Source organism: Lysobacter sp. Hz25, from assembly GCF_046097045.1.
Lineage (GTDB): Bacteria > Pseudomonadota > Gammaproteobacteria > Xanthomonadales > Xanthomonadaceae > Lysobacter > Lysobacter antibioticus_B.
The window spans coordinates 2,175,898-2,198,802 of the sequence record NZ_CP175666.1 but is presented as its reverse complement, the minus strand read 5'-3'; the positions used below and the strand labels follow the sequence as shown (position 1 = coordinate 2,198,802).

The following is a 22,905-nucleotide window of genomic DNA, read 5'->3' as shown; positions in this document are numbered from 1 at the left end:
CCCGATAAGAGGTGTCCGGCGCGATCTCGACGCCCAACCGGCTCCGCTTACACCAACGCCGCCTGATGCACGCCGGCCACCGCGCGGCCCGACGGATCGGCCGCGTTCGCGAACGAAGCGTCCCAGGCGATCGCCGCCGGCGACGAACAGGCGATCGACTTGCCGCCCGGCACGGTCTCGGCGCAGGCCGCGCCGGGGAAATGGCGCTCGAACAGGCCGCGATAGAAATACGCCTCCTTGGTCTGCGGGGTGTTGATCGGGAAACGCCCGACCGCCGTGGCCATGTCGCGGTCGCTGACCTGCGCCTCGGCGTGCGCCTTGAGGCCGTCGATCCAGCCGTAGCCGACGCCGTCGCTGAACTGCTCCTTCTGCCGCCACAGGATCGAATCGGGCAGATAACCCTCGAAGGCCTCGCGCAGCACCGCCTTCTCGATGCCGCGCTTGCCGCCCGCGGCCTTGTCGACCATCTTCGCCTGCGCGTCCATGCGCATCGCCACGTCGAGGAATTCGACGTCGAGGAAGGGCACGCGCGGCTCCACGCCCCAGGCCATCATCGACTTGTTCGCACGCAGGCAGTCGAAGCTGTGCAGCGCATCGAGCTTGCGCACCAGCTCTTCATGGAATTCGCGCGCGTTCGGCGCCTTGTGGAAGTACAGATAGCCGCCGAAGATTTCGTCCGAACCTTCGCCCGACAGCACCATCTTCACGCCCATCGCCTTGATCCGGCGCGCCAGCAGGAACATCGGCGTCGACGCGCGGATCGTGGTCACGTCGTAGGTCTCGATGTGCTGGATCACATCGGGCAACACGTCCAGGCCTTCCTCGAAGGTGTAGGTGAAGCCGTGATGCACGGTGCCGAGCGCCTGCGCGGCGATCTCGGCCGCGGCCAGGTCGGGCGAGCCCTCCAGGCCGATCGCGAACGAATGCAGGCGCGGCCACCAGGCCTCGGCCTGATCATCCTCTTCGACGCGACGGCGGGCGAAACGCGCCGCGCAGGCGGCCACCAGCGACGAATCCAGGCCGCCCGAGAGCAGCACGCCGTAGGGCACGTCGCTCATCATCTGCCGGTGCACGGCGCGTTCGAAGGCCTCGCGCAGTTCCTGCTTGGACACTTCGACGCCCTGGGTGGCGTCGTAGTCGCGCCACGGCCGCTGGTAATACTTCACCGGCGCGCCGACCTCGCTGTCGTAGTAGTGCCCGGCCGGGAACGGGCTGACGTCGTCGCACAGCCGCGCCAGCGCCTTCATTTCCGAAGCCACCCACAAGCGGCCGTCGGCATCGTGGCCCCAGTACAGCGGGCATACGCCGATCGGATCGCGCGCGATCAGGTAGCGGCCGCGCGCCGCATCCCACAAGGCGAAGGCGAAGATGCCGTTGAGGCGGTTGAGCAACTCGCCGAGGTCGCCGCCTTCGCGGTACAGGGCATTGATGACTTCGCAGTCGGACTTGGTCTGGAACTCGTAGGGCTGGACGAGCTGTTGTTCGAGTTCGCGGTGGTTGTAGATCTCGCCGTTGACCGCCAGCGCGAGTTCGCCGTCGCTGGAACGCAGCGGCTGCGAGCCGCCGGTGGGGTCGACGATGGCGAGCCGCTCGTGCACCAGGATCGCGCGCGGCTCGACGCTGACGCCGGACCAGTCGGGCCCGCGATGGCGCTGGCGCGCGGACAGGGACAGGGCCAGCGGCCGCAGCGGGCGCAGGTCGGCGCCGGGGCGCAGGTCGAACAGACCGAGGATCGAGCACATCTGAGCATCTCCTGGAGGGTTTGCAGCGGTTCGGGACGGAAGGGGCGGAAGGGACGGCAGAACAACCGGGGGGCCCAAAACGCAGAAAGCCCGCACTTCGCAGTGCGGGCTTCCTGAGCGATTGAGCGTGTGTTGCGCGCGCTAATCGCCGGCCCGCGGGAGGCTGGCGTTATTGCGATTATTGTTGTTGACCCGCACGTCGGCCGCGGCCGGGCGCGCGAGGCCGCGGAGGGCGGCGTGGCTGCGGGCGGCGGTGGCGAAGACGGCGGTCATGACCCGATCCTGCTTGAGGATCGCGCCGGATGCAAGCGCCGGATGCAAACTCCGAATTCCGCAACATGGCCGGGCGGCGCGACCGCGGTCGCGGTTCGGGCGTCCAACCCTCCTGCGAGACCGGGCCGGTGCCGGCGCCAGTCGATGCGACACGGCCAAGGCGCGGTCGCGGACTTCGGCTAAGCTCGGCGGCGGAGGAAATCATGGCCAAATGGATCAAGCGCGGCTTGCTCGCGCTGCTTTGCCTGTCGTTGCTCGGCGCCGTCGCGGCCTGGTGGTTGTTGCGCGGCAGCCTGCCCCGCCTGGACGGCGAACTCGCCCTGCCGGGCCTGTCGGCCCCGGTCACGATCCAGCGCGACGCGCTCGGCGTGGTCACCGTCGACGCCGCCAACCAGACCGATGCGATGCGCGCGCTGGGCTACGTCCACGGCCAGGAACGTTATTTCGAGATGGACCTGCTGCGACGCACGGCCGCCGGCGAACTGTCGGCGCTGTTCGGCGCCCGCGCCCTCGATTACGACCGCCGTCACCGCGTGCACCGCCTGCGCGGCCGGGTCGAAGCGCAACTCGCGTCGTTCGCCGGCGACAAGACTGCGTTGTTGCAGGCCTATGCCGACGGCATCAACGCCGGCCTCGGCGGCTTGTCGCGCAAGCCCTGGCCCTATCTGTTGCTGCGCGCCGAACCCGAACCCTGGAAGTTGTCGGATTCGGCCCTGGTCGGTTATGCCATGTACTTCGATCTGCAGGACGCGAGCAACGCCCGCGACCTCGCTTACTGGCGCATGCGTCCGCACCTGCCGCCGGCCTTGTACGCCTTGATCACCCACAACGGCAGCCGCTGGGACGCGCCGCTGTTCGGCGCGCCGTTCGGCGACGCCGAACTGCCGGGCGCCGACCAGGTCGATCTGCGCAAGCTGCCGACGCCGGCCTCCGGCGGCGTGATGCAACTGCCGTTCCCCGACGAGATCGGCAGCAACAACTTCGCCGTCGCCGGCAGCCTGACCGCCGACCGTCGCGCGATCGTCGCCGACGACATGCACCTGGGCCTGCGTGCGCCCAATCTGTGGTTCCGTGCGCGCCTGCGCTACGCCGACCCGCGCGTGCCCGGCGGCCGCATCGACGCCAGCGGCTTCACCCTTCCCGGCCTGCCGGCGCTGGTGGTCGGCAGCAACGGCCATGTCGCCTGGGCCTTCACCAACAGCTACGGCGACTGGGCCGACTGGTCGCGCGAGCCCGGCTGCGCCGGCGACGCCAAGGCCGCGACCTGCGCGGGCCTGCGCATCCACGAGGAACTCATCGCGGTCAAAGGCGGGCCGGCGAGCAAGCTGACGGTGCGCGAGACCGCCTGGGGCCCGCTGCTGCACGACAACCCCGACGGCAGCGCGCTAGCCCTGCGCTGGGCCGCGCACCTGCCGGGTTCGCTCAACATGGGCCTGGCCGACCTGAGCCGTGCGCAATCGGTCGACGAAGCGATGCAACTCGCCCGCGGCGTCGCCATGCCGGTGCAGAACCTGGTGCTCGGCGACCGCCAGGGCAAGATCGCCTGGCGTCTGCTCGGGCCCATTCCGGAACGCGACGAAGAATGCTCCACCGCGACCCTGGTCGAGAACGACCTCGTCGACGGCAAGCAACGCAGCGCCGCCGACTGCCCGCCCTGGAGCCTGCAGACGCAGGACGCGCCGCAGTTGGTCGCGCCGCCGTCGGGCCGCCTGTGGACCGCCAACACGCGCACGCTCGACGGTCTCGAGTACGAGCGCATCGGCGACGGCAACTACGTGCTCGGTGCGCGCGCCGGACAGATCCGCGACGGCCTGTTCGCCAAGCAGCGCTTCAACGAACGCGACTTGCTCGCTATCCAGCTCGACGACCGCGCGTTGTTCCTGCAGCGCTGGTGGAAGCTGCTGCAGGATCAGGCCGCCCGCGTCGACCAAGCCGGCAATGCCAGCCCTGCGCTGGCGACCCTGGCCGCAGCGGCACGTCGTTGGGAAGGCCGCTCCGTGCCGGATTCGGTGAGTTACCGCATCGTCCGCAACTGGCGCCGCGCCGTGCACACGCGCGTCGCCAACGGCCTGACCGCACCGGTGCGCGCCGCGCTCGGCGAACGCTTCGAAATGCCCGAGCTGAAGCAACTCGAAGGCGTGGTGTGGCCGCTGCTGACGCAACGGCCGGATCACCTGCTGCCGCGCAGCGAACGTTCCTGGGACGAATTGCTGGAGCATTCAGCCGAGGACGTGCTCAAGGAATTCGCGGTAACGCCCGGCCCGGATGCGGCGACGCGATTAGCCGAGCAGCGTTGGGGCGAACACAACACCGCCTCGATCTGCCACCCGCTCGCCTCGGCCCTGCCCGGCTTCGCCAAGCGCGCCCTATGCATGCCCTTCGACGAACTGCCCGGCGACTCGGCGATGCCGCGCGTGCAGCGCCCGGATTTCGGCGCCTCCGAACGCATGGTGGTGTCGCCCGGCCACGAGGCCGACGGCATCATCCACATGCCCGGCGGCCAGAGCGGCCACCCGCTATCGCCGTTCTGGGGCGCGGGCCACGACGATTGGGTGCATGGTCGGCCGACGCCGTTCCTGCCGGGGCCGGCGCGGCATACCTTGACGGTGAAGCCGCTGCGGTGATTGCGGCGTTCGCGGCGCCCCGGAACCCCGCGGTCGCGGCTTGCGCCGCTCCTACCCTTTGCGACGTCGCTCCTGGGTAGGAGCGGCGCGAACCGCGACCGCGAAACCACGATTGCCGCGGCCGCAACCGTTAGCCGACGACGCGTTCAAGCGCCGCGGCTTCGTGCCCGGTCAGACCAACAAGCGCTCGATCAGCGCCCGATACAGATCCGGCAACGCCTCCAGGTCGGCGACCAGGACGTTCTCGTCGACCTTGTGGATGCTGGCATTGACCGGGCCGATCTCGATGCACTGCGCGCCCAGCGGCGCGATGAAACGCGCATCCGAGGTGCCGCCGCCGGTGCTTTCCTCGGGCACGCCGCCGGAGAACCGCGCCAGCACCTCGCGCGCCGCCGCGCGCAGCGGGCCTTCCGGGGTGTAGAACGGCTCGCCGCCGCGGAACCAGCGCAATTCGTACTCCAGGCCGTGCGCGCGCAGCACGTCTTCGCACTGCTGCTCCAGGCGTTCGGCATTCCAGCTCGGGTTGTAGCGCAGGTTGAACAGCACCTGCAGTTCGCCCGGGATCACGTTGTTGGCGCCGGTGCCGGCGTGGATATTGCTGATCTGCAGCGAGGTCGGCGGGAAGGTTTCGTAACCCTCGTCCCAACGCCGCGCAGCGAGTTCGGACAAGGCCGGCATGGCCTGGTGGATCGGGTTGCGCGCCTTGTCCGGATAGGCGACATGGCCCTGCACGCCGATCACCTTCAAAGTCGCCGACAAGGTGCCGCGACGGCCCACGCGCAGCAGATCGCCGAGCTTGGCGGTGGACGAGGGCTCGCCGGTCACGCACCAGTCGATGCGCTCGCCGCGCTCGCGGAAGGCCTCGGCGACGCGGCGCACGCCGTCGATCGCATCGCCTTCTTCGTCCGAGGTCAGCAACAGGGCGACACGCCCGCGATGCTGCGGATGTGCGGCGACGAAGTCCTCCAGCGCCACCACGAACGCGGCCACGCTGCCCTTCATGTCGGCGGCGCCGCGGCCGTACAGCACGCCGTCGCGGATCTCCGGCAGATAGGGATCGCTGGACCAGGCATCGACCGGGCCCGAAGGCACCACGTCGGTATGGCCGAGCAGGACCAGGGTCGGGCCTTCGCCGTCGCCGTGCACCGCCCACAGATTGTCGACCTCGCCGTAGCGCAGGTGCTCGCAGACGAAACCGGCGCGGCGCAGGCGTTCGGCGATCAGCGCCTGGCAACCAAGGTCGTCGGGCGTGACCGAGGGCCGTGCGATCAGCGCCAGGGTCAGATCGAGTACGGCACTCGACGAGGCCCCGCTCGACGAGGCCGCACTCACGAACCGACCCCGAAGCGCTGCTTGAAGCCGTTGTCGCTGAAGCCCTGGCTGACCTTGCCGTCGTCGGTCACCACCAGCGGGCGACGGATCAGCTGCGGGTATTCCTTCAGCAGCAACTTCCACTCCGCATCCGAGGCCGGCTCCTTGCGGTTCGGCGCCAAGGTGCGCCAAGTGGTCGAAGACTTGTTGATCAGCGACTCCCAGCCGCCGACCTGGTTCTTCCACTCGACCAGCGTCTCCGGCGCCTGCCGGTTATCGCGATAATCGACGAAGGTGTGGGCGACGCCGAAGCGGTCCAGCCACTTGCGGGCTTTCTTGCAGGTGTCGCAGTTGTTGAGTCCGTAAAGAGTGGTCATGAAGTGCGATCTCTCAATTGCGGCGCGGCCTGCAGTCGGACCGCCGCTAAGCTTTCAGTGTAAGACTAAGTCGGGATCGCCGCGTCCGCTCGTGGCCGCCCGACCACGAAGAGGGTATTCAAGTCGCGTCCCGCTCGATCCGCCGTGCCAGATCTGCGACCACGGCGTTCTCGCCGAAATCGCCCAATGGCCCATTGCTGCGCGGCAAAAAGGCGACTCGCGAACCGAACTTGCCAGGCCGCCGCAGCGCCAAAATCGCCCGATTCGGGCGCAACCAATAATTGACCCTCACAGCCTCGACATCGGCGAGCGCCACGGTCTCTTCGATGGAGCCGCGGCGCAGACGCAATCGGTCGCCGAGGTCCTCTACCTCGTCGACCAAACCCGAGATCAGCCGCAATTGCGCCAGACCGCTGGCCAAGAACACCGCTCCCAGCACCCAGATCCCATTGTTCTGGGGCGACACCGGCGGCGATTTCAATTGCCAGACAACGATCGAGAACACTGCGACGTTCAAGATCGGCCATAACCGCTTATAGACGAACGTAGCCTGTGAAATGCGTTTCATGGCGTTGCCGGATCGACCGCATGCAATTTCATTGTGACCGCATCCATTCGCGCCGATTGCATGTGGCGGATGCGCGATTGCAACTGCTCGGCCAGCCAGTGCCGACCAAAGAAAAGCGGCGCAGGCCCCACCGGGACGAATACGATCCGCCGTGCGAACGCGTCCGGCACTTCCAGCCACAAGGTCAAGGTAGTCGGCCGGCCCAGCCGGCTGCAATCGACCTGGACGATGCTGCGCAAGGGAATCCGGACTTTACGCCTGCCGTTGCGCACGATCAGTACATCTCCGGCGTCGTGCACTTCGTCGGCCAAGCGCCAGGATTCCATGCCGAATACGAAGCCGGCGACCAATGCCATCGCGCCGAAGACGATCAGCATGCCCCACAGACCGTTGAACCACGCCGACGACACCGCGATCGCGCCCCCCCCACAGCAGCCAAACGATCGGCGCGACCCACTTGAAATAGAAGGTCGCGCGCGAAGAGATGCGCTGAGGTTGGCCCGACGCGACGCGAATCAATCGGCCAGCCCGCGCAGCAAATCGTTGATGCTGGTCTTCGAACGCGTCTTGGCGTCGACCTGCTTGACGATGACCGCGCAGTACAGCGAATGCGATCCGTCCTTGGCCGGCAGTTGGCCCGACACGACCACGCTGTACGGCGGCACGTGGCCGTAGCTGATCTCGCCGGTGGCGCGGTTGTAGACGCGGGTGCTCTGGCCGAGGAACACGCCCATGCCGATCACGCTGTGGTGGCCGACGACGAAGCCCTCGACCACTTCCGAACGTGCGCCGATGAAACAGTGGTCTTCGATGATGGTCGGCGAAGCCTGCAGCGGTTCGAGCACGCCGCCGATGCCGGCGCCGCCCGACAGGTGGCAGTGCTTGCCGATCTGGGCGCAGGAGCCGACCGTGGCCCAGGTGTCGACCATGGTGCCTTCGCCGACGTGCGCGCCGATGTTGACGAAGCTCGGCATCAGCACCACGTCCTTGCCGATGTAGGCGCCGCGGCGGGCGATCGCGCCGGGCACGACGCGCGCGCCGAGCTTGCGGAAATCGGCTTCGCCGTAGCCTTCGAAGCGCGCCGGCACCTTGTCCCAGAACGGCGCCGGGTCGGCTTCGACGACCTGCATGTCGTTGACGCGGAAGTACAGCAGCACCGCTTTCTTCAGCCACTCGTTGACGCTCCAGCCGCCCTTGCCGTCGGGTTCGGCGACGCGGAACTCGCCCTGCTCCAGGCCGGCGATGACGCGCTCGACGGTGGGCCGGGTCGAGCCTTCGATTTCGTCGGGCGTGAGCATGCTGCGGCGCTCGAAGGCGCTGTCGATCATGAACTTCAACTCGTCGATGCCCGGCACTTCGTTGCTCTTCTTGCGTGCGGTCTTCTTGGCGGTCTTCTTGGCGGGGCTCATCGACTGTCTCCTTCGAGGCAGGCCAGCAGCGCGTCGCGCAGGGCCTGCTGTTGCGTTTCGTCGAGCGCGCGATCGCGCCCGTCGGTGATCTGGAATACGTCCTCGGCGCGTTCGCCGAAGGTGGCGATGCGCGCGTCGTACACGCGCAGGCGCTGTTTTCGCAAAGTCTGGGCGACGTCGGCCAGCAGGCCGGGGCGGTCGGTGCAGACCAGGCTCAAGGTGGTGCGCGCGCTCGCGGCTTCGTCCTTGTTGAACGAGGCGAACACGATCTGCGGGGCGATACGGAAATGGCGCAGGTGCCGCGGTTGCGCGCGGCGCGCCGGCTTGATGCGTTCGAGCGGGCCGGCCAGGGTCGCCTCCAGGCGCCGTTCGACGTCCTCGGCGCTCGGCGGCTGGCGCGGATCGGTCGGTACCACTTCGAAGGTGTCGAAGATCGCGCCTTGCGGGCCGTCGAGCACGCGCGCCTGCTGGATCGCCAGGCCGAGCCGGTCGAGGGTGGCGACGATCGCCGCGAACAGGCCGTCGCGGTCGGGCGAATGTACGAACACTTCGAGCGCGCCGGCATGGGCGCCGCCGTGGGCGCTGACCGGCCGCGCACGCACGCGGGTGTCGCCGAGCGCGATGCCGCGCAGCGAGGCCGCCTGCCAGGCGATCTGGTCGGGACGGCCGCGTTGGAAGGCGATCTCGGGCATGCGCGCGAACAAAGCGGCGATTTCGTCGTCGCGCGCGCCGAACGCGGCCAGCATGGCCTGCGCGGCTTCGCGGGTTTCGGCGGCGCGCTCGGCGCCGGCGACCGGGTGTTCGAGCCCACGCCGCAAGGCCAGGCGGGTGGCGGTGTAAAGGTCGGCGAGCAGCCGGTCCTTCCACGCGTTCCACAGCTTCGGCGAGGTGCCGGCGATGTCGGCGCAGGTCAACAGATACAGATGATCGAGGTGTTCGCGATCGGCGACCTTGGTGGCGAAACGATGGATCACGTCCGGGTCGGCGATGTCCTGCTTCTGCGCGGTCACCGACATCAACAGATGCTGACGCACCAGCCATTCGACCAGGGCAGTGTCAGACTCGCTCAGGCCCATGGTCGAACAGAACACGCGCGCGTCGTCGCCGCCGAGTTCGGAATGATCGCCGCCGCGGCCCTTGGCGATGTCGTGGAACAGCCCGGCGAGCAGCAACAGTTCCGGCTTGCGCAGGCGCGGCCAGACTTCGTGGGCGATGCTGAAGCGTTCGTCGGCCACGCCCGAGGCGAAGCGGGCGAGATTGCGCAGCACCGCCAGGGTGTGCTGGTCGACCGTGTAGACGTGGAACAGGTCGAACTGCATGCGCCCGGAAACTTTCGAGAACGCCGGAATCCAGCGCCCCAGCACGCCCAGGCGGGCCATGCGTTCGAGCGCGTGCACCGGATGCGGGCCGCGCAGGATCTTGATGAAGCGTTCGCGCAACGCCGGCTCGGCCTGGACGAAACTCGGTACCTGCGACAACGCCTCAGCCAGCGCGCGCGCAGTCTGCGAATGCAGGCCGCGGATCTCGTCGTGCGCGGCCCAGGCCGCGAACAGGGCGAACACCTCGGACGCATCGCGCGGCCACTCGGCGTCGCGGGCGGCGATGTAGTCGCGGCGCAACTCGAAGGCTTCGAACACGCCGTCCAGCGGCACCGGCACGGCCTCGCCTTCGATCTGCTCCTCGAAGCGCTGCAGCAGGCGCTCGCCGATGCGCAGCACCAGGGCGGCGCTGCGATAGAAGCCCTGCATCATCTGCTCGACGGCGAGGTTGTCGGCATTGTCGACATGGCCCAGGCGTTCGGCGAGCAGTTTCTGGTAATCGAAACGCAGCCGCTCTTCGCGCTTGCGCGCGACCAAGTGCAGGCCGAAGCGCAAGCGCGACAAGGTGCGGCGCTCGCGCTCCAGCGTGGTCAGTTCGTCCGGCCCCAGTTGGCCGATCGACACCAGCGATTCCAGATCGGAGGTACCGATGATGCGCAGCGCCATCCAGTGCAGGGTCTGCACGTCGCGCATGCCGCCCGGCCCTTCCTTGAGGTTGGGCTCGAGGTTGTCGGCGGTGTCGCCGTAGCGGGCATGGCGCAAGCGCAGCTCTTCGCGCTTGGCGATGAAGAATTCGCGCGCCGGCCACACCTGCGACGGCGAGATCGCCGCCTGCAGCGCCATCTGCGCGACCGCGCCGGCGGCGAGCGGGCGCGCTTCCAGCATCGCGGTCAATACGCTCAGGTCGGCCGCGGCTTCGGTGCATTGCTCGGCAGAGCGCACGGCGTGGCCGACCGGCAGGCCGGCGTCCCACAGCGAGGCGAAGAAACAGCCGAGTTGTTCGGCCTGAGCGGTCTGCGCTTCGGAGTCGGCGAGCACCAGCAAGTCGATGTCCGACTGCGGGAACAACTCGCCGCGGCCGTAGCCGCCGACCGCGAACAGCGCCAGCGGCGCGGCCTCGTCGATGCAGGCCTGCCAGGCCGCACGAACCTGCGCATCGACCGCGTCGGCGCGCGCGCGCAGCAGGCGGTCGATGTCGGCATTGGGGTCGCTGTCGAAACGCTGCGCGAGCGCGGCGTCGACCGCGCTCAAGGCAGCGCGGATCGCCGCCGGGCTGCCGGCCGCGGGCGTCGCCGCATCGGGCGCCGACGACCGATCGGCCAATCGTTCGTCAGGCCGATCGCCGGCGACGGGGCCGGTCATAGGTCGTTGTCGTCGCCCGGCACGCGGGTCAGGATTTCGACGCCGTCCTCGGTCACCGCGACGGTGTGCTCCCACTGCGCCGACAACTTGCGGTCCTTGGTCACCACGGTCCAGCCGTCCGGCAGGGTCTTATGGCGGTAGGTGCCTTCGTTGATCATCGGCTCGATGGTGAAGGTCATGCCGGGCACGAGCTTGACGCCCTCGCCGGGCCGGCCGTGGTGCAGCACCTGCGGGTCTTCGTGATACACGCGGCCGATGCCGTGGCCGCAGTAGTCGCGCACCACGCTGAAGCGCTCGGCCTCGGCGTAAGTCTGGATGGCGTGGCCGATGTCGCCGAGGGTGATGCCGGGCTTGACCAGGCGGATGCCGCGGAACATCGCTTCGCGGGTCACGTCGACCAGGCGCTTGGCCATGACCGAGGGCGTGCCGACGTAATACATACGGCTGGTGTCGCCGTGCCAGCCGTCCTTGATCACGGTGACGTCGATGTTGACGATGTCGCCGTCCTTGAGGATCTTGCTGTCGCTCGGGATGCCGTGGCAGATCACGTTGTTGACCGAAGTGCACACGGTCTTCGGAAAGCCCTTGTAGCCGACGTTGGCCGGTATCGCTTTCTGCACGTTGACGATGTGCTCGTTGCAGATGCGGTCCAGCTCGCCGGTGCTGACGCCCGGCTTCACGTACGGAGCGACGATCTGCAGCACCTCGGCGGCCAGGCGGCCGGCGACGCGCATCTTCTCGATGTCTTCGGGTGTCTTGATGGAAATAGCCATGCCGGCATTATCGCTTAATCGGGGCCGCCCTTCACGCGTCGCAGGCCTCGTCGACGCGACGCTGCGTGCCATCGCCGGCGCGGTCGGTGCGCACGTCCCGAGGGTGGACCGCGCGGCACAGGGCGGCCGGCGAACGCGCGAGCTGCAACCACGCGCAGGGCGCGAAGGCCAGGCGGCGTCCGCACAAGCCGAGGCGCCGCTCGGGCAGCCGGCCAAAGCCAGGCAACCGGGACGGTCGGCCCTGACGGGCGAATTTCTCAGCCCGAGCTGAGATGGCGAGCCTCAAGGGCGGCAGCCACGCAATCCGGGCAACCCCAAAGCGGCCTTGGCGCCTGCTTGGCCGCCCTGCCCTCGCTTTACCCCGGGTCCAGCCCCCTCAACTTGCCCCAAGCCCCCGTCCCCGTTACACTTCCGCGGCTCTGCGACCGGACCGACCTGCTTCACCGGACCGAATCGCGCCGCCCACGTCGGGCGTCACCGACGAATACACACCTGCCGCCACAGCCCGTGCCGGGGTGCCTGAGGGACCGATCGCAAGCTCGGCTCCGCAGGTTCGGACACGGAAGCGACAGGGAGGCCCAACCCCGGAACCCTTCGCCACGGACCTGCGTCCGCGGCGAGCCGCCATCACTCAACCGGCGGTCGGTTCCCTTGCCTTCGGAGTTATCGCAATGCCTCAGATCACCATGCGTCAGATGCTGGAAGCCGGCGTCCATTTCGGCCACCAGACGCGCTACTGGAATCCCAAGATGGGCCCGTACATCTTCGGCGCCCGCGGCAAGATCCACATCATCAACCTCGAGAAGACCGTTCCGCTGTTCAACGACGCGATGAACTTCATCTCGGGCATCGCCCAGAAGCGCGGCACCATCCTGTTCATCGGCACCAAGCGTTCGGCGCGCGATTCGATCAAGGAAGAAGCCCAGCGCTGCAACATGCCGTACATGACCCAGCGCTGGCTGGGCGGCACGCTGACCAACTTCCGCACCGTCAAGCAGTCGGTCTCGCGCCTGAAGGAACTGGAAGCCGGCGAAACCGACGGCACCTTCCAGAAGATGGTCAAGCACGAAGTGCTGGGCCTGCGTCGCGAGCGCGACAAGCTGGAAGCCTCGCTGGGCGGCATCAAGGACATGAACCGTCTGCCCGACGCTCTGTTCGTGATCGACATCGGCCATGAAGACATCGCGATCAAGGAAGCCAAGAAGCTCGGCATCCCGGTCATCGCCGTCGTCGACACCAACTACGACCCGGCCCTGGTCGACTACGCGATCCCGGGCAACGACGACGCCATCCGCGCCGTGCAGCTGTACGCCCGCGCCGCCGCCGACGCCGTGCTCGAAGGCAAGGCCGCCGCTCCGCAGGTCGGCAGCGTCCGCGAGGAAGAGTTCGCCGAAGCCGCTGAAGACGGCGCCGCCAAGGACGACCGCAAGTCCGCTCCGCGCGGCCGCGCGCCGGCCAAGAAGGGCCCGGCTCCGGCTGCCGCCCCGGCCGCCAAGAAGGCCGACGGCGAAGCTCCGGCCGCCGAGTAAGCGTCATGTAATGCAGCCGCGCGACACTGCGCGGCTGCACTTGCCCGTATCCGCTCCGGGTAGCAGCGGCGTAAGCCGCGATGCATCGCCGCACTCAGCGATGAAACGCGGCTTACGCCGCTCCTGCCCGGACTTTATCGAACACCCGAGGTAACCCCATGGCTGAAATTTCCGCTTCCCTGGTCAAGGAACTCCGCGAGCGCACCGGCGCCGGCATGATGGAGTGCAAGAAGGCGCTCGTCGAAAACAACGGCGACATCGACGCCGCGGCCGAGTGGCTGCGCAAGTCGGGCCTGGCCAAGGCCGATAAGAAGGCCGGCCGCGTCGCTGCCGAAGGCCGCATCGCGGTCGCCCAGGACGGCGGCAAGGCCGTGCTGGTCGAGATCAACTCCGAGACCGACTTCGTCGCCAAGGACGCCAACTTCCTGTCCTTCACCGAGACCGTGGCCCAGGCCGCGCTGAGCTCGGGCGCCGTCGACGCCGAGGCGCTGAAGGCGGTCAAGCTGGCTTCCGGCGAAACCGTCGAGGAAACCCGCGCCGCCGTCATCGCCAAGGTCGGCGAGAACCTGCAGGTGCGTCGCCTGATCCAGATCGACAGCGCCAACAACGTCGCGGCCTACGTCCACGGCGGCCGCATCGGCGTGCTGATCGAGCTCAAGGGCGGCGATGCCGACCTGGCCCGCGGCCTGGCCATGCACGTTGCCGCGATGAACCCGCCGCACATCAAGGCCAGCGACGTCCCGGCCGAGTTCGTGGCGAAGGAAAAGGAAATCGAACTGGCCAAGATGTCCGACAAGGACAAGTCCAAGCCGGCCGACATCCTGGAGAAGATCATCGGCGGCAAGATCGCCAAGATCGTCAACGAAGTCACCCTGTACGGCCAGCCCTACGTGCTGAACACCGACCAGACCGTCGAGCAGGTGGTCAAGGCCGCCGGCGCCGACGTGGTCAGCATGCAGCGCATCGCCGTCGGCGAAGGCATCGAGAAGCAGGTCGACGACTTCGCTGCCGAAGTCATGAAGCAGGCCGGCCTGGCGTAAGCCACCGTCGCTTCGAGGCAGTACGAGAAAGGCCGCGGATTCCGCGGCCTTTTTCTTTGGGCGGGAGTCGGGAGTCGGGAGTCGGGAATCGGGAATCGGGAATCGGGAATCGGGAATCGGGAACAGCGTAATCATCACCCGTCGTTCCCGCGAAAGCGGGAACCCAGGGCTTTCGGGCGAGAACGCTTGAAGTCGCTGGGTGTTCGGCTTCGCCGAAGTGAAGCGGGCCTCACCTTCGCGGCAACGACGGGGATGGTTACGCTGTTCGATTCCCGATTCCCCGCCTCACTCAATCGGCGGGCAGGACTCGGCGTAGTGCGAACTCTGCGAGATCACCACCCACTGACCGCCGGTGTAGCGGTACTTGGTCAGCACGATCTCGTAGGCCCAGCCCTGGTATTCGCAGGTGGTCTCGGTGCGGAACGAGCCCTCGGCCGGATCGGCCTGGGCCACCGGCAGGAACAGCAACAGGCCCGACAGGCCCAACGCGCACACGGTATTCCGAAACGTCATGGCAACCCCTCCTGGGTTAGGCGAACCGATTCGCCGAGCCGATCATAGTCCGGCCGCGTCCGCGTCCCTGCGACACCTGTCAGATTCCCCACCCCCGACGCGACACGGCCGCGATCTCTCGCGGCCGTGCGCTTGCGGGCCAGATCATGGCGGTCGCGGCAGCGGGAACGCTGCCGCGGCGACTCAGCCGGCCTGCTGGAAATACACCTCTTCGTACGGCTGCACCACCACCCAGCCGGTGCCGGCGAACTTGAGCTGCACGCTCTCGCCCGAGCCGCGCCCGAACAGGGTGCCCAGGGAGATGTCGGTGACGATGTCGGGGCTGAGGCCGCCGGACCAGGCGACGGTCGCGTTCGGGTCGGTGAACACCGGCTGGTCCGGGGTCACCGCCAGGGTCAGCGGTTCGTAATGCGAGGTGATCGCGACCACGCCGCTGCCGCTGAGTTTGATGTTGAACAGGCCGCCGGACATCATGCCCGAGACCTTGCGCATCATCTTGATGTCGGCCGAAATGCCGTCCTCGTAGGCCAGCACGTCGTTGCCGTTGACGAAGATGGACTCGCCGCCCAGGCGCAGCAGGGTGATTTTCTTGCCGGCATCGGCGATGTAGACCCGGCCCTTGCCCTCCATCTTCATCAGCTGCGTGCCTTCGCCGCTGATCGCCTTCTTCAGCAGATTGCTCAGGCCCTGCTCGAGCACGCCCTGGCGCACGAACTTGACGCCGCCGCGGTACGCCACCATCGAGCCGGCCTTGGCCCAGACCCGGCCGTCGAGCTTGACTTCGAGCAGGTGCGAGCTTTCCAGCTCGAACACGTCCTGACTGAGGTCCTTCTGCTTCGAGGCTTCGAGGAATTCGTTGAGGTTCTTGATCGACACTTCCATCTCCTTGGGTGGTGCGCGGCGCGTGCCGGGACGGCACGGGCGCGATACGGCGGTTCCAATCTGGACCGGCGGCGGGATCATAAGGGATCGCCGTGTCGGAACGAGGGCGCTCGTAGCGGCGAACACGGCCGGCAAGGCCCTCGCGACCGCCGGAGGCCCGTTTGCGCACGACCCGGGGGTGGGCGCTTGGGCTACAATTCGGCCGCTGCCCGCCTCCCCGAGAATGCCCCATGTCCCAGCTCGCCTATCGCCGTGTCCTGTTGAAACTTTCCGGCGAGGCGTTGATGGGGGACGAGGACTACGGCATCGATCCCAAGGTGATCGGCCGCCTCGCCCGCGAAGTCATCGAAGTCCAGCAGGCCGGCGCGGAAATCGCGCTGGTGATCGGCGGCGGCAACATCTTCCGCGGCGCCGGCCTCGCCGCCGGCGGCATGGACCGGGTCACCGGCGACCAGATGGGCATGCTCGCCACCGTCATCAACGCCCTGGCGATGCAGGATTCGCTCGAGAAGCTCGGCGCCAAGGTGCGGGTGATGAGCGCGATCAAGATCAACGACGTGTGCGAGGACTACATCCGTCGCCGCGCCATCCGCCACCTCGAAAAAGGCCGCCTGGCGATCTTCGCCGCCGGCGTCGGCAGCCCGTTCTTCACCACCGATTCGGGCGCCGCGCTGCGCGCGATCGAGATCGGCGCCGACCTGTTGCTGAAGGCGACCAAGGTCGACGGCGTGTACGACAAGGACCCGAAGAAGCACAGCGACGCGGTCCGCTTCGACAAGCTCACCTACGACGACGTCATCACCCGCGACCTGCAGGTCATGGACACCGCGGCGTTCGCGCTGTGCCGCGACAGCGAACTGCCGCTGCGCATCTTCGACATGGGCCAGCCCGGTGTGCTGCTGAAGATCCTGCGCGGCGAGAACATCGGCACCCTGGTCAAGGGCCGCAACTGAGCCCTGCCGCGACTTAACGCGACGACTGCAACGGCCGCCCTTGGGCGGCCGTTTTCATATCGTAGGGGGCGCCTGCATTTCAGCCGCCCGTTCGCATGTCATGGCGACCACATGCGTTTCAGGCCGGCCAGCGAAGTCCAAACGCGGATCGGGGTCAGCCTTCCTCGCCGAGTTCGCGAGTGGCCTCGGCCACCTCGCGGGCAACCTCGACGGCGGCACGCGTCGCCTCGGCGGTCTGGCGCAGCGCCAAGTCGGCGGTAAGCCGGGCCTGCGCCGCCATCTGTTCGGCCTCGCCGTGTTCGCCTATCGCATCGCGCGCCTGCACCCGGGCCTGCACGGCATCGCGCTGAGCCTGCGCTCGCGCCCGCTCGGCCTCGCGCCGGCTCTTCTCCGCCTCGCGCCGGGCGTCCTCCGCTGCGCGCTGGCCCAGCTCGGCCTCGCGACGGGCTTCCTCCGCCGCACGCCGTCCCTCCGCCGCGGCACGACGCCCTTCTTCCGCTGCGCGCCGTCCCTCCTCCGCCGCACGCGCGCCTTCGGCGACCGCGACGGCCGCCTCGCGCGTCGCCTGTTCGGCGGCGACCGCGGCCTCGCGCGATTCGCGCATGCGCTGGCGCAGCCGTTCGCGCGTCGCCGAGTCGCTCACCTCGTGGTAGCCGCCGGCCTGGTCGATGCGGTAGTAACGATCGCCGCGCACCGCCCAGCGCTGCGGCTCGGCGCCGGCGCCGAGTTCGGTGATGCGGGTTTCGCCGTTGCCGCGATCGATGGTGGACAGGGTGCGTTTGGGCGCGTCCGCGGCGGCGATCCGGTACGGCGTCAGGCCGAACAGCGCGATCGTCGCGGTCAGGCTCAAGGCGAGCAGGCGGGAGGCAGGAGCAGCGTCTTGCAGCATGGTCAATCTCCTCTTGAGGATCAGATAGGTAGGCGAAGCGCTGGCGAGCCCGGCCTGCGGACGCGGCGCCACGCCCAGGCGCACCAACAGGCGGCCGTAGTCCTGCGGCGTGTAGCGGCGGCTGTCGAGCACCGCCGCATCGCAGGCGGCCTCGCGCGCCAGCGAGTACTCGCGTGCGACCAGATGAGCGAGCGGATGGAAGAAGAACAACTGCTGGGCCAGGGCCGGCACCCAGCCCCACCACAGATCGCGACGGCGCAGATGGACCAGTTCGTGGTGCAGGGCCATGTCGAGTTCGCCGGCGCTCATCGAGGCGATGCGGTGCTGCGGCAACAGCACCACCGCAGGCCACGGGCCGAGCAGTTGCGGCGATTCGATCTCCGCCGACAGGCGCAGCTCGGGCAAACGCCGCAGGCCGAGACTGTCGCCGAGCCGGCGATAGGCCTGCGCCACCGGCAGCGGCACGCCCGCCGAGGAACGCGCGATGCGACGGCGCGTGTCGAGGAAAGCGCGCAGGTTCGCAGTGAGCACGGCACTGAGAGCAAACAGCCAGATCCCGGCCAGTAACGAAGTCCACGACGGCCAGACGCTGCCGATCGCAGCATCGGCCAGCGATGCCGTGGGGGCGTCGCCGCCGGCCATCACGAACGGCAGGCGCGCCGACAACGGCATCGCCGTGGCCGACGGCGCGTCGGCGATCAGGCTGCCGAAGGATTCCGGCAACAGCGGCAGGACCAGCGGCGTCGGCCACAGCACGCCGACCAGCAATTGCAACGCCGCCAGCCACCACAGCCGGCAGCGCACCGAAGCGCTCAGGCGCGGCACGTAGCGGCACAGCGCCCATACCGCGGCGACCAGCAGCAAGGACTGCAGGCTGGCCGCGGCCAGGCGCGGCAGCAGCGTGTCGGCGACGAAGGACAGATCGATCGAGGGCAGACTCATCTCAGCTCTCCTTGCGGCGCGACTGCAGGTCGGCGACCAGGCTTTCGAGTTCGGCCAGTTCCTCGTCGCTGACCTCGGTGCGTTCCGACATCCAGGCCACGAACGGCGACAGCGATCCCTGCAGGGTGTTGGCGACGAACTTGCCGACCGCCGAGCGCATCACGTCGTCGGGCGCGGTCGCACTGGCATAGCGGTACACGCCGCCGAGCTTGCGCCGGCGCAGATACGACTTCGCCCGCAGGCGTTCCATCATCGTCAGCACGGTCGAACGCGCCAGCCCGCGCGGTTCGCCGTAGGCGGCGGCGACTTCGCCGACCGTGGCATTGGCGTTCTCGTCGATGTACTGCAGCAACGCCAGTTCCTGGTCGCCGATGGATTTGCGGTTCATGAGGCTCCTTGCGCTCGCCTGCCGGGGTCATGGCCAGCCATGACTACATGTGTAGGCATGGTTGCCATGACTACAGACGTAGTCAAGGGTGTCGGAAGTCATGACCGGCCGGCGCACGGCAAGCGCAAGACCAGAGCGGATAAGGGCTTCTGCGACGGCCATCGAGCTTCCGCCCGCACCCGGCCGGGGCTGTAATAGTGTTCACGGCGCGGGCCGTGACAGCATTCGTCCATGCACTCGCACAGCCATCATCACGGCCCCAGCGGCACCCGCGCCTTCGCCGCGGTGACCCTGATCAACCTGGCCTACACGATTCTCGAAGCCGGCTATGGCTTCATGACCAATTCGCTGGCCCTGCTGTCGGACGCCCTGCACAACCTGGGCGACGTGCTCGGGCTGGGTCTGGCCTGGGGAGCGGCGGTGCTGGCGCGGCGCGCGCCGACCGCGCGCCACACCTACGGCTGGCGGCGCGCAACCCTGCTCTCGCCGCTCGCCAACGCCCTGCTGCTGGTCGGTTTTTCCGGCGCCCTGGGCTGGGAGGCGATCCGCCGCTTCAACGCGCCGCCGGAGATCCCGGCCCTGCCGGTGATGCTGGTGGCGGCGCTCGGCATCGCGGTCAATCTCGGCGCGGCCTGGCTGGTACGCGACGGCCACGACCACGACCTCAACCGCCGCGGCGCCTTCCTGCATCTGATGGCCGATGCGGCCGTGTCGCTGGCCGCGGTCCTGGCCGGCGCCGGCATGTGGTTCACCGGTTGGGCCTGGCTCGACCCGGCCATCGCCCTGCTGATCGGCGCGGTGGTCGCGATCGGCGCCTTCGGCCTGCTGCGCGAGAGCTTCAACGCGGCGATGGACGCGGTGCCGCGCGGCGTCGACCGCGCCGAAGTCGAGAGCCTGCTGCGCGCGCAACCGGGCGTGGAGGCGATCCACCATCTGCACATCTGGTCGCTCGGCGCCGGCGAAATCGCCATGACCGCGCACATCGTGCGCCCCGACGATCGCGACCACGACGTCTTCATCGATCGCCTCAACCGAGAACTCGACCTGCGCTTCGGCATCAACCACCCGACCCTGCAGGTCGAGCACGGCCGCGCCTGCGAGCACGACCGCCACGATCGCGCGCCGCACGGCGCCGGCGGCCATGACCATAACGATCATCACGGCCACGAGCACGAGCACGAACACAGGCACGGCCACGAACAAGGCGACGAGGAGCATCGGCATACGCACGGCCACGGCCACTCGCACGGCCACTAGGGTTCATGCTGCGTTGCAGCGAAAACCGCGGCCGGCGCGGCAGGCGGCGCAGGATAACGAAAACTTCGCATTTGCCCGGCCGCAAACCGTGACGCAGTCCTGTGCGCAGCCGTGCACCGGCGCGCGCCATGGCCGCGCAAAACAGCCTAAACCGCGCTGGCCTCGGCCCATCCCGACGGCCGCCGCGGCGGCGTTCGGTCCGCAAAACCCGCCCGAGCCCATATAATCCCGCGATTACCGCCACAGGACCGGAGCCGGCGAATGCTCAATGAAATCAAGAAAGACGCACAGAACCGCATGGCCAAGAGCGTCGAAGCCTTTCGCCACGACCTGACCAAGGTCCGCACCGGGCGCGCCTCGGCCGCGCTGGTCGATCACCTGAAGGTGAACTATCACGGTTCCGAGATGCCGCTGAACCAGGTCGCCAGCGTCGCGGTCTCCGATGCGCGCACCCTGACCATCACCCCGTGGGAAAAGCAGATCGTCGGCGCGGTCGAGAAGGCCATCCTCGCCTCCGACCTGGGCCTGACCCCGAACACCGCCGGCACCGTCATCCGCATCAACCTGCCGGCGCTGACCGAAGAACGCCGCAAGGAACTGACCAAGGTCGTACACAGCGAGAGCGAGAACGCGAAGGTCGCGATCCGCAACATCCGCCGCGACGCCAACACCCAGGCAAAGGAACTGCTGAAGGACAAGAAGATCACCGAGGACGAGCTGCGCCGCTACGAGGACGACATCCAGAAGGTCACCGACAGCGCGATCAAGGACGTCGACGGCGTGGTCAAGGCGAAGGAACAGGAATTGATGGCGGTCTGACCGGCCGCCGCAGTCCCTGGGCGGCGGTCCGAATCGATCGCCGCAGTTCCTGGACGATCGCGCACTGAACTTTCTGCCGATCGCACGGGTCAGCACTGGGTCCCGGACGGGATCCATCGTCGCCGGAGCCCCGCTTCCGGATGCCCCTCCCGCTTCCAAGGTCAACATCATCGGCGCCATGCCCAACGAGCCCGCACCCACCGCGCCCGCACGCATCCCGCGCCACCTGGCTGTCATCATGGACGGCAACGGGCGCTGGGCCGAACGCCGCCGCCGGCCGCGCATCATCGGCCACCGCGCCGGCGCGCGCACGGTCAACATCTGCATCGATTTCTGCATCGCCCGCGGCATCGAGGCGCTGACCCTGTTCGCTTTCTCGAGCGAAAACTGGGGCCGCCCCGAAGACGAAGTCGGCGCGCTCATGAAGCTGTTCCTCAACGCGCTCGAGCGCGAGGTCGAGGAACTGCACCGTCGCGGTGTGCGCGTGCGCTTCATCGGCGAGCGCGAGCGCTTCTCGGAAAAAATCCGCGAACGCATGGCCGCCGCCGAGCAGCAGACCCGCAACAACGACACCCTGCACCTGACCGTCGCCGCGAGCTACGGCGGGCGTTGGGACATCGCCCAGGCGGCGCGTTCGCTGGCCGCCGACGTCGCCGCCGGCCGCCTGGCGCCGGACGAGATCGACGAGATGCTGATCGCCTCGCGCCTGTCGCTGGCCGATCTGCCGGCGCCGGACCTGTTCATCCGCACCGGCGGCGACACCCGCATCAGCAATTTCCTGCTGTGGCAGCTGGCCTATACCGAATTGTGGTTCACCGAGTTGTTGTGGCCGGAACTGGACGCGACGACCCTGCAACGCGCCCTCGACGATTACGGCAACCGCGAACGCCGTTTCGGCCTGACCGGGTCGCAAGTCGCCGCCGCCCTGTCCAACGAGACCGTTGAATGACCCGAACCCGCTTGCTCGCCGCGCTGGTGATGGCGCCTGTCGCGATCGCGGCGATCCTGCTGCTGCCGACGCCGTGGATGATCGCGGTGGCCGCCGTCCTGTTCCTCGCCGGGCTGTGGGAATGGTTCGATCTGGCCGAGATCGAAGACACCTTGTCGCGCACCGTGCTGCTGGTCGCCCACCTGGCCCTGATGGTCACCATCGTCTGGGCGTCGCGCTCGGGCGGTTTCGGCGGCGCCCAGGCGCCGTCGATGGTGCTGTTCAAACTGGCTTCGCTGATCGGCGTGATCTGGTGGCTGCTGGCCCTGCTGTGGCTGCAGCGCTTCGACTTCGCCAGCGACCACCGCACCTACGCGCGGATGTTCAAGCTCGCCGCCGCGGCGCTGAGCGTGATTCCGGCCTGGTGCGCGCTGGCCTGGATCCATGCCGAGGGCAGCAACGGCCACTGGTGGCTGCTGACCGCGCTGGCCGTGGTCTGGGCCGCCGACACCGGCGCCTACTTCGCCGGACGCAAGTTCGGCATGCTCAAGCTCGCCCCGCGGGTCAGCCCCAACAAAACCGTCGAAGGCCTGATCGGCGGCGCCTTCGCCGGCGTCGCCGCCGGCGTCGGTTTCTCGCTGCTGGCCGGCGCGACCACGGCGCAATTGCCGTGGGTCGCGGTCGTCTCGCTGGCGGCGGTGCTGTTCTCGGTGGTCGGCGACCTGTTCGAGAGCCTGCTCAAGCGCCACGCCGGGGTAAAGGATTCGGGTCACCTGATTCCTGGCCACGGCGGCATCCTCGACCGCATCGACGGCGTGCTCGCCGCGCTGCCGGTGTTCGCCCTCGGCAAGGCGATCTTCGGGTTCTGATGATGAGTACGCGGGTCTGCCGGGTAGAAGCAAATCCCCCCTGCCCCTCTTTTGCAAAGGGGGGAGAAACCGAGGGTGTGGCCGAAGCCGCGCCGCCCGCTGACCTTCACTCGATGAGCTGGCCTGCTTGTCTTCCCC

Annotated in this window: 22 protein-coding genes; 9 read left to right on the top strand and 13 right to left on the bottom strand. The window is 68.3% G+C overall.

What is annotated here, in order from left to right; translation table 11 throughout:
• Window positions 1–47 precede the first annotated feature (47 nt).
• Together asnB and ACKN61_RS09355 are read right to left on the bottom strand one after the other, a co-directional pair.
• Window positions 48–1,742 (bottom strand): asparagine synthase B, encoded by a 1,695-nt coding sequence (gene asnB, locus ACKN61_RS09360; protein WP_408953247.1) that lies wholly within the window; start codon window positions 1,740–1,742, stop codon window positions 48–50.
• Between the two features lie 141 nt (window positions 1,743–1,883).
• Entirely contained in the window at window positions 1,884–2,015 is a 132-nt protein-coding gene (locus ACKN61_RS09355; RefSeq protein ID WP_408953246.1) for a hypothetical protein, read from the bottom strand.
• A 203-nt stretch (window positions 2,016–2,218) separates the two neighbouring features.
• On the opposite strand from ACKN61_RS09355, the gene ACKN61_RS09350 reads away from it, so the two are divergent.
• Window positions 2,219–4,639, top strand: coding sequence for a penicillin acylase family protein (locus tag ACKN61_RS09350; protein ID WP_408953245.1), 2,421 nt, complete (start codon window positions 2,219–2,221; stop codon window positions 4,637–4,639).
• A gap of 171 nt (window positions 4,640–4,810) precedes the next feature.
• Here ACKN61_RS09350 and dapE read toward each other — a convergent pair whose 3' ends face one another.
• The 7 genes from dapE to map form a co-directional block, all read right to left on the bottom strand.
• The gene (dapE, locus tag ACKN61_RS09345) at window positions 4,811–5,971 is read right to left on the bottom strand and encodes a succinyl-diaminopimelate desuccinylase (RefSeq protein ID WP_408953244.1); all 1,161 of its coding nucleotides are present in this window, start codon (window positions 5,969–5,971) and stop codon (window positions 4,811–4,813) included.
• Entirely contained in the window at window positions 5,968–6,327 is a 360-nt protein-coding gene (locus tag ACKN61_RS09340) for a Spx/MgsR family RNA polymerase-binding regulatory protein (protein ID WP_031370445.1), read from the bottom strand. The genes dapE and ACKN61_RS09340 overlap by 4 nt, the downstream gene beginning before the upstream one ends.
• Before the next feature lie 118 nt (window positions 6,328–6,445).
• Complete coding sequence (locus ACKN61_RS09335) at window positions 6,446–6,895, bottom strand: hypothetical protein (RefSeq protein ID WP_408953243.1); 450 nt, start codon at window positions 6,893–6,895, stop codon at window positions 6,446–6,448.
• Window positions 6,892–7,272, bottom strand: a complete 381-nt coding sequence (locus tag ACKN61_RS09330) for a hypothetical protein (protein WP_408953242.1) — start codon at window positions 7,270–7,272, stop codon at window positions 6,892–6,894. The genes ACKN61_RS09335 and ACKN61_RS09330 overlap by 4 nt, the downstream gene beginning before the upstream one ends.
• A 138-nt stretch (window positions 7,273–7,410) precedes the next feature.
• The gene (gene dapD, locus ACKN61_RS09325) at window positions 7,411–8,325 is read right to left on the bottom strand and encodes a 2,3,4,5-tetrahydropyridine-2,6-dicarboxylate N-succinyltransferase (protein ID WP_408953781.1); all 915 of its coding nucleotides are present in this window, start codon (window positions 8,323–8,325) and stop codon (window positions 7,411–7,413) included.
• Complete coding sequence (gene glnD, locus ACKN61_RS09320; RefSeq protein ID WP_408953241.1) at window positions 8,301–10,985, bottom strand: [protein-PII] uridylyltransferase; 2,685 nt, start codon at window positions 10,983–10,985, stop codon at window positions 8,301–8,303. Before glnD ends, dapD begins: the two co-directional genes overlap by 25 nt.
• Window positions 10,982–11,758: a type I methionyl aminopeptidase gene (gene map / locus ACKN61_RS09315; protein ID WP_031370439.1), complete on the bottom strand. Its 777-nt coding sequence runs from the start codon at window positions 11,756–11,758 to the stop codon at window positions 10,982–10,984. Before map ends, glnD begins: the two co-directional genes overlap by 4 nt.
• Between map and ACKN61_RS09310 the strand changes: the two genes are divergently transcribed.
• The 3 genes from ACKN61_RS09310 (at window position 11,757) to tsf (ending at window position 14,327) form a co-directional block, all read left to right on the top strand.
• Entirely contained in the window at window positions 11,757–12,029 is a 273-nt protein-coding gene (locus ACKN61_RS09310) for a hypothetical protein (protein WP_408953240.1), read from the top strand. The two genes, map and ACKN61_RS09310, sit on opposite strands and share 2 nt — an antisense overlap.
• Before the next feature lie 400 nt (window positions 12,030–12,429).
• Window positions 12,430–13,287, top strand: a complete 858-nt coding sequence (gene rpsB, locus ACKN61_RS09305; RefSeq protein WP_031370438.1) for a 30S ribosomal protein S2 — start codon at window positions 12,430–12,432, stop codon at window positions 13,285–13,287.
• Between the two features lie 158 nt (window positions 13,288–13,445).
• Window positions 13,446–14,327, top strand: coding sequence for a translation elongation factor Ts (gene tsf, locus ACKN61_RS09300; protein ID WP_031370437.1), 882 nt, complete (start codon window positions 13,446–13,448; stop codon window positions 14,325–14,327).
• A 285-nt stretch (window positions 14,328–14,612) separates the two neighbouring features.
• On the opposite strand, the gene ACKN61_RS09295 is transcribed toward tsf, so the two are convergent.
• Both ACKN61_RS09295 and ACKN61_RS09290 read right to left on the bottom strand, forming a co-directional pair.
• Window positions 14,613–14,840 (bottom strand): hypothetical protein, encoded by a 228-nt coding sequence (locus ACKN61_RS09295; protein ID WP_031370436.1) that lies wholly within the window; start codon window positions 14,838–14,840, stop codon window positions 14,613–14,615.
• A 183-nt stretch (window positions 14,841–15,023) separates the two neighbouring features.
• Window positions 15,024–15,716, bottom strand: a complete 693-nt coding sequence (locus ACKN61_RS09290; protein WP_408953239.1) for an AIM24 family protein — start codon at window positions 15,714–15,716, stop codon at window positions 15,024–15,026.
• A gap of 236 nt (window positions 15,717–15,952) precedes the next feature.
• On the opposite strand from ACKN61_RS09290, the gene pyrH reads away from it, so the two are divergent.
• Window positions 15,953–16,675, top strand: coding sequence for a UMP kinase (pyrH, locus tag ACKN61_RS09285; protein WP_408953238.1), 723 nt, complete (start codon window positions 15,953–15,955; stop codon window positions 16,673–16,675).
• Between the two features lie 154 nt (window positions 16,676–16,829).
• Here pyrH and ACKN61_RS09280 read toward each other — a convergent pair whose 3' ends face one another.
• Together ACKN61_RS09280 and ACKN61_RS09275 are read right to left on the bottom strand one after the other, a co-directional pair.
• A complete protein-coding gene (locus ACKN61_RS09280; protein ID WP_408953237.1) occupies window positions 16,830–18,506 on the bottom strand; it encodes a M56 family metallopeptidase in 1,677 nt (558 codons plus the stop codon).
• Between the two features lies 1 nt (window position 18,507).
• Complete coding sequence (locus tag ACKN61_RS09275; RefSeq protein ID WP_408953236.1) at window positions 18,508–18,894, bottom strand: BlaI/MecI/CopY family transcriptional regulator; 387 nt, start codon at window positions 18,892–18,894, stop codon at window positions 18,508–18,510.
• Between the two features lie 231 nt (window positions 18,895–19,125).
• On the opposite strand from ACKN61_RS09275, the gene ACKN61_RS09270 reads away from it, so the two are divergent.
• The 4 genes from ACKN61_RS09270 to ACKN61_RS09255 all read left to right on the top strand — a co-directional run bounded on the left by ACKN61_RS09270 (window position 19,126) and on the right by ACKN61_RS09255 (window position 22,767).
• Window positions 19,126–20,151: a cation diffusion facilitator family transporter gene (locus ACKN61_RS09270; protein WP_408953235.1), complete on the top strand. Its 1,026-nt coding sequence runs from the start codon at window positions 19,126–19,128 to the stop codon at window positions 20,149–20,151.
• A 261-nt stretch (window positions 20,152–20,412) separates the two neighbouring features.
• Window positions 20,413–20,970 carry a ribosome recycling factor gene (gene frr / locus ACKN61_RS09265; protein ID WP_031370430.1) on the top strand — a complete coding sequence of 186 codons (558 nt, stop codon included), beginning with the start codon at window positions 20,413–20,415 and terminating at the stop codon, window positions 20,968–20,970.
• A 178-nt stretch (window positions 20,971–21,148) separates the two neighbouring features.
• A complete protein-coding gene (gene uppS, locus ACKN61_RS09260; RefSeq protein WP_408953234.1) occupies window positions 21,149–21,919 on the top strand; it encodes a polyprenyl diphosphate synthase in 771 nt (256 codons plus the stop codon).
• Window positions 21,916–22,767, top strand: coding sequence for a phosphatidate cytidylyltransferase (locus ACKN61_RS09255; RefSeq protein ID WP_031370428.1), 852 nt, complete (start codon window positions 21,916–21,918; stop codon window positions 22,765–22,767). The genes uppS and ACKN61_RS09255 overlap by 4 nt, the downstream gene beginning before the upstream one ends.
• The last annotated feature ends 138 nt before the right edge of the window (window positions 22,768–22,905 follow it).

Bases quoted from the DNA above. Each gene is read 5' to 3' on its own strand.
- ACKN61_RS09355 (WP_408953246.1), bottom strand. From the start codon at position 2,015: ATGACCGCCGTCTTCGCCACCGCCGCCCGCAGCCACGCCGCCCTCCGC.
- ACKN61_RS09295 (WP_031370436.1), bottom strand. From the start codon at position 14,840: ATGACGTTTCGGAATACCGTGTGCGCGTTGGGCCTGTCGGGCCTGTTG.
- ACKN61_RS09270 (WP_408953235.1), top strand. From the start codon at position 19,126: ATGCACTCGCACAGCCATCATCACGGCCCCAGCGGCACCCGCGCCTTC.
- glnD (WP_408953241.1), bottom strand. From the start codon at position 10,985: ATGACCGGCCCCGTCGCCGGCGATCGGCCTGACGAACGATTGGCCGAT.
- ACKN61_RS09280 (WP_408953237.1), bottom strand. From the start codon at position 18,506: ATGAGTCTGCCCTCGATCGATCTGTCCTTCGTCGCCGACACGCTGCTG.
- ACKN61_RS09340 (WP_031370445.1), bottom strand. From the start codon at position 6,327: ATGACCACTCTTTACGGACTCAACAACTGCGACACCTGCAAGAAAGCC.
- ACKN61_RS09310 (WP_408953240.1), top strand. From the start codon at position 11,757: ATGCCGGCATTATCGCTTAATCGGGGCCGCCCTTCACGCGTCGCAGGC.
- ACKN61_RS09255 (WP_031370428.1), top strand. From the start codon at position 21,916: ATGACCCGAACCCGCTTGCTCGCCGCGCTGGTGATGGCGCCTGTCGCG.
- ACKN61_RS09330 (WP_408953242.1), bottom strand. From the start codon at position 7,272: ATGCTGATCGTCTTCGGCGCGATGGCATTGGTCGCCGGCTTCGTATTC.
- uppS (WP_408953234.1), top strand. From the start codon at position 21,149: ATGCCCAACGAGCCCGCACCCACCGCGCCCGCACGCATCCCGCGCCAC.
- map (WP_031370439.1), bottom strand. From the start codon at position 11,758: ATGGCTATTTCCATCAAGACACCCGAAGACATCGAGAAGATGCGCGTC.
- ACKN61_RS09350 (WP_408953245.1), top strand. From the start codon at position 2,219: ATGGCCAAATGGATCAAGCGCGGCTTGCTCGCGCTGCTTTGCCTGTCG.
- rpsB (WP_031370438.1), top strand. From the start codon at position 12,430: ATGCCTCAGATCACCATGCGTCAGATGCTGGAAGCCGGCGTCCATTTC.
- ACKN61_RS09335 (WP_408953243.1), bottom strand. From the start codon at position 6,895: ATGAAACGCATTTCACAGGCTACGTTCGTCTATAAGCGGTTATGGCCG.
- frr (WP_031370430.1), top strand. From the start codon at position 20,413: ATGCTCAATGAAATCAAGAAAGACGCACAGAACCGCATGGCCAAGAGC.
- pyrH (WP_408953238.1), top strand. From the start codon at position 15,953: ATGTCCCAGCTCGCCTATCGCCGTGTCCTGTTGAAACTTTCCGGCGAG.
- ACKN61_RS09275 (WP_408953236.1), bottom strand. From the start codon at position 18,894: ATGAACCGCAAATCCATCGGCGACCAGGAACTGGCGTTGCTGCAGTAC.
- asnB (WP_408953247.1), bottom strand. From the start codon at position 1,742: ATGTGCTCGATCCTCGGTCTGTTCGACCTGCGCCCCGGCGCCGACCTG.
- tsf (WP_031370437.1), top strand. From the start codon at position 13,446: ATGGCTGAAATTTCCGCTTCCCTGGTCAAGGAACTCCGCGAGCGCACC.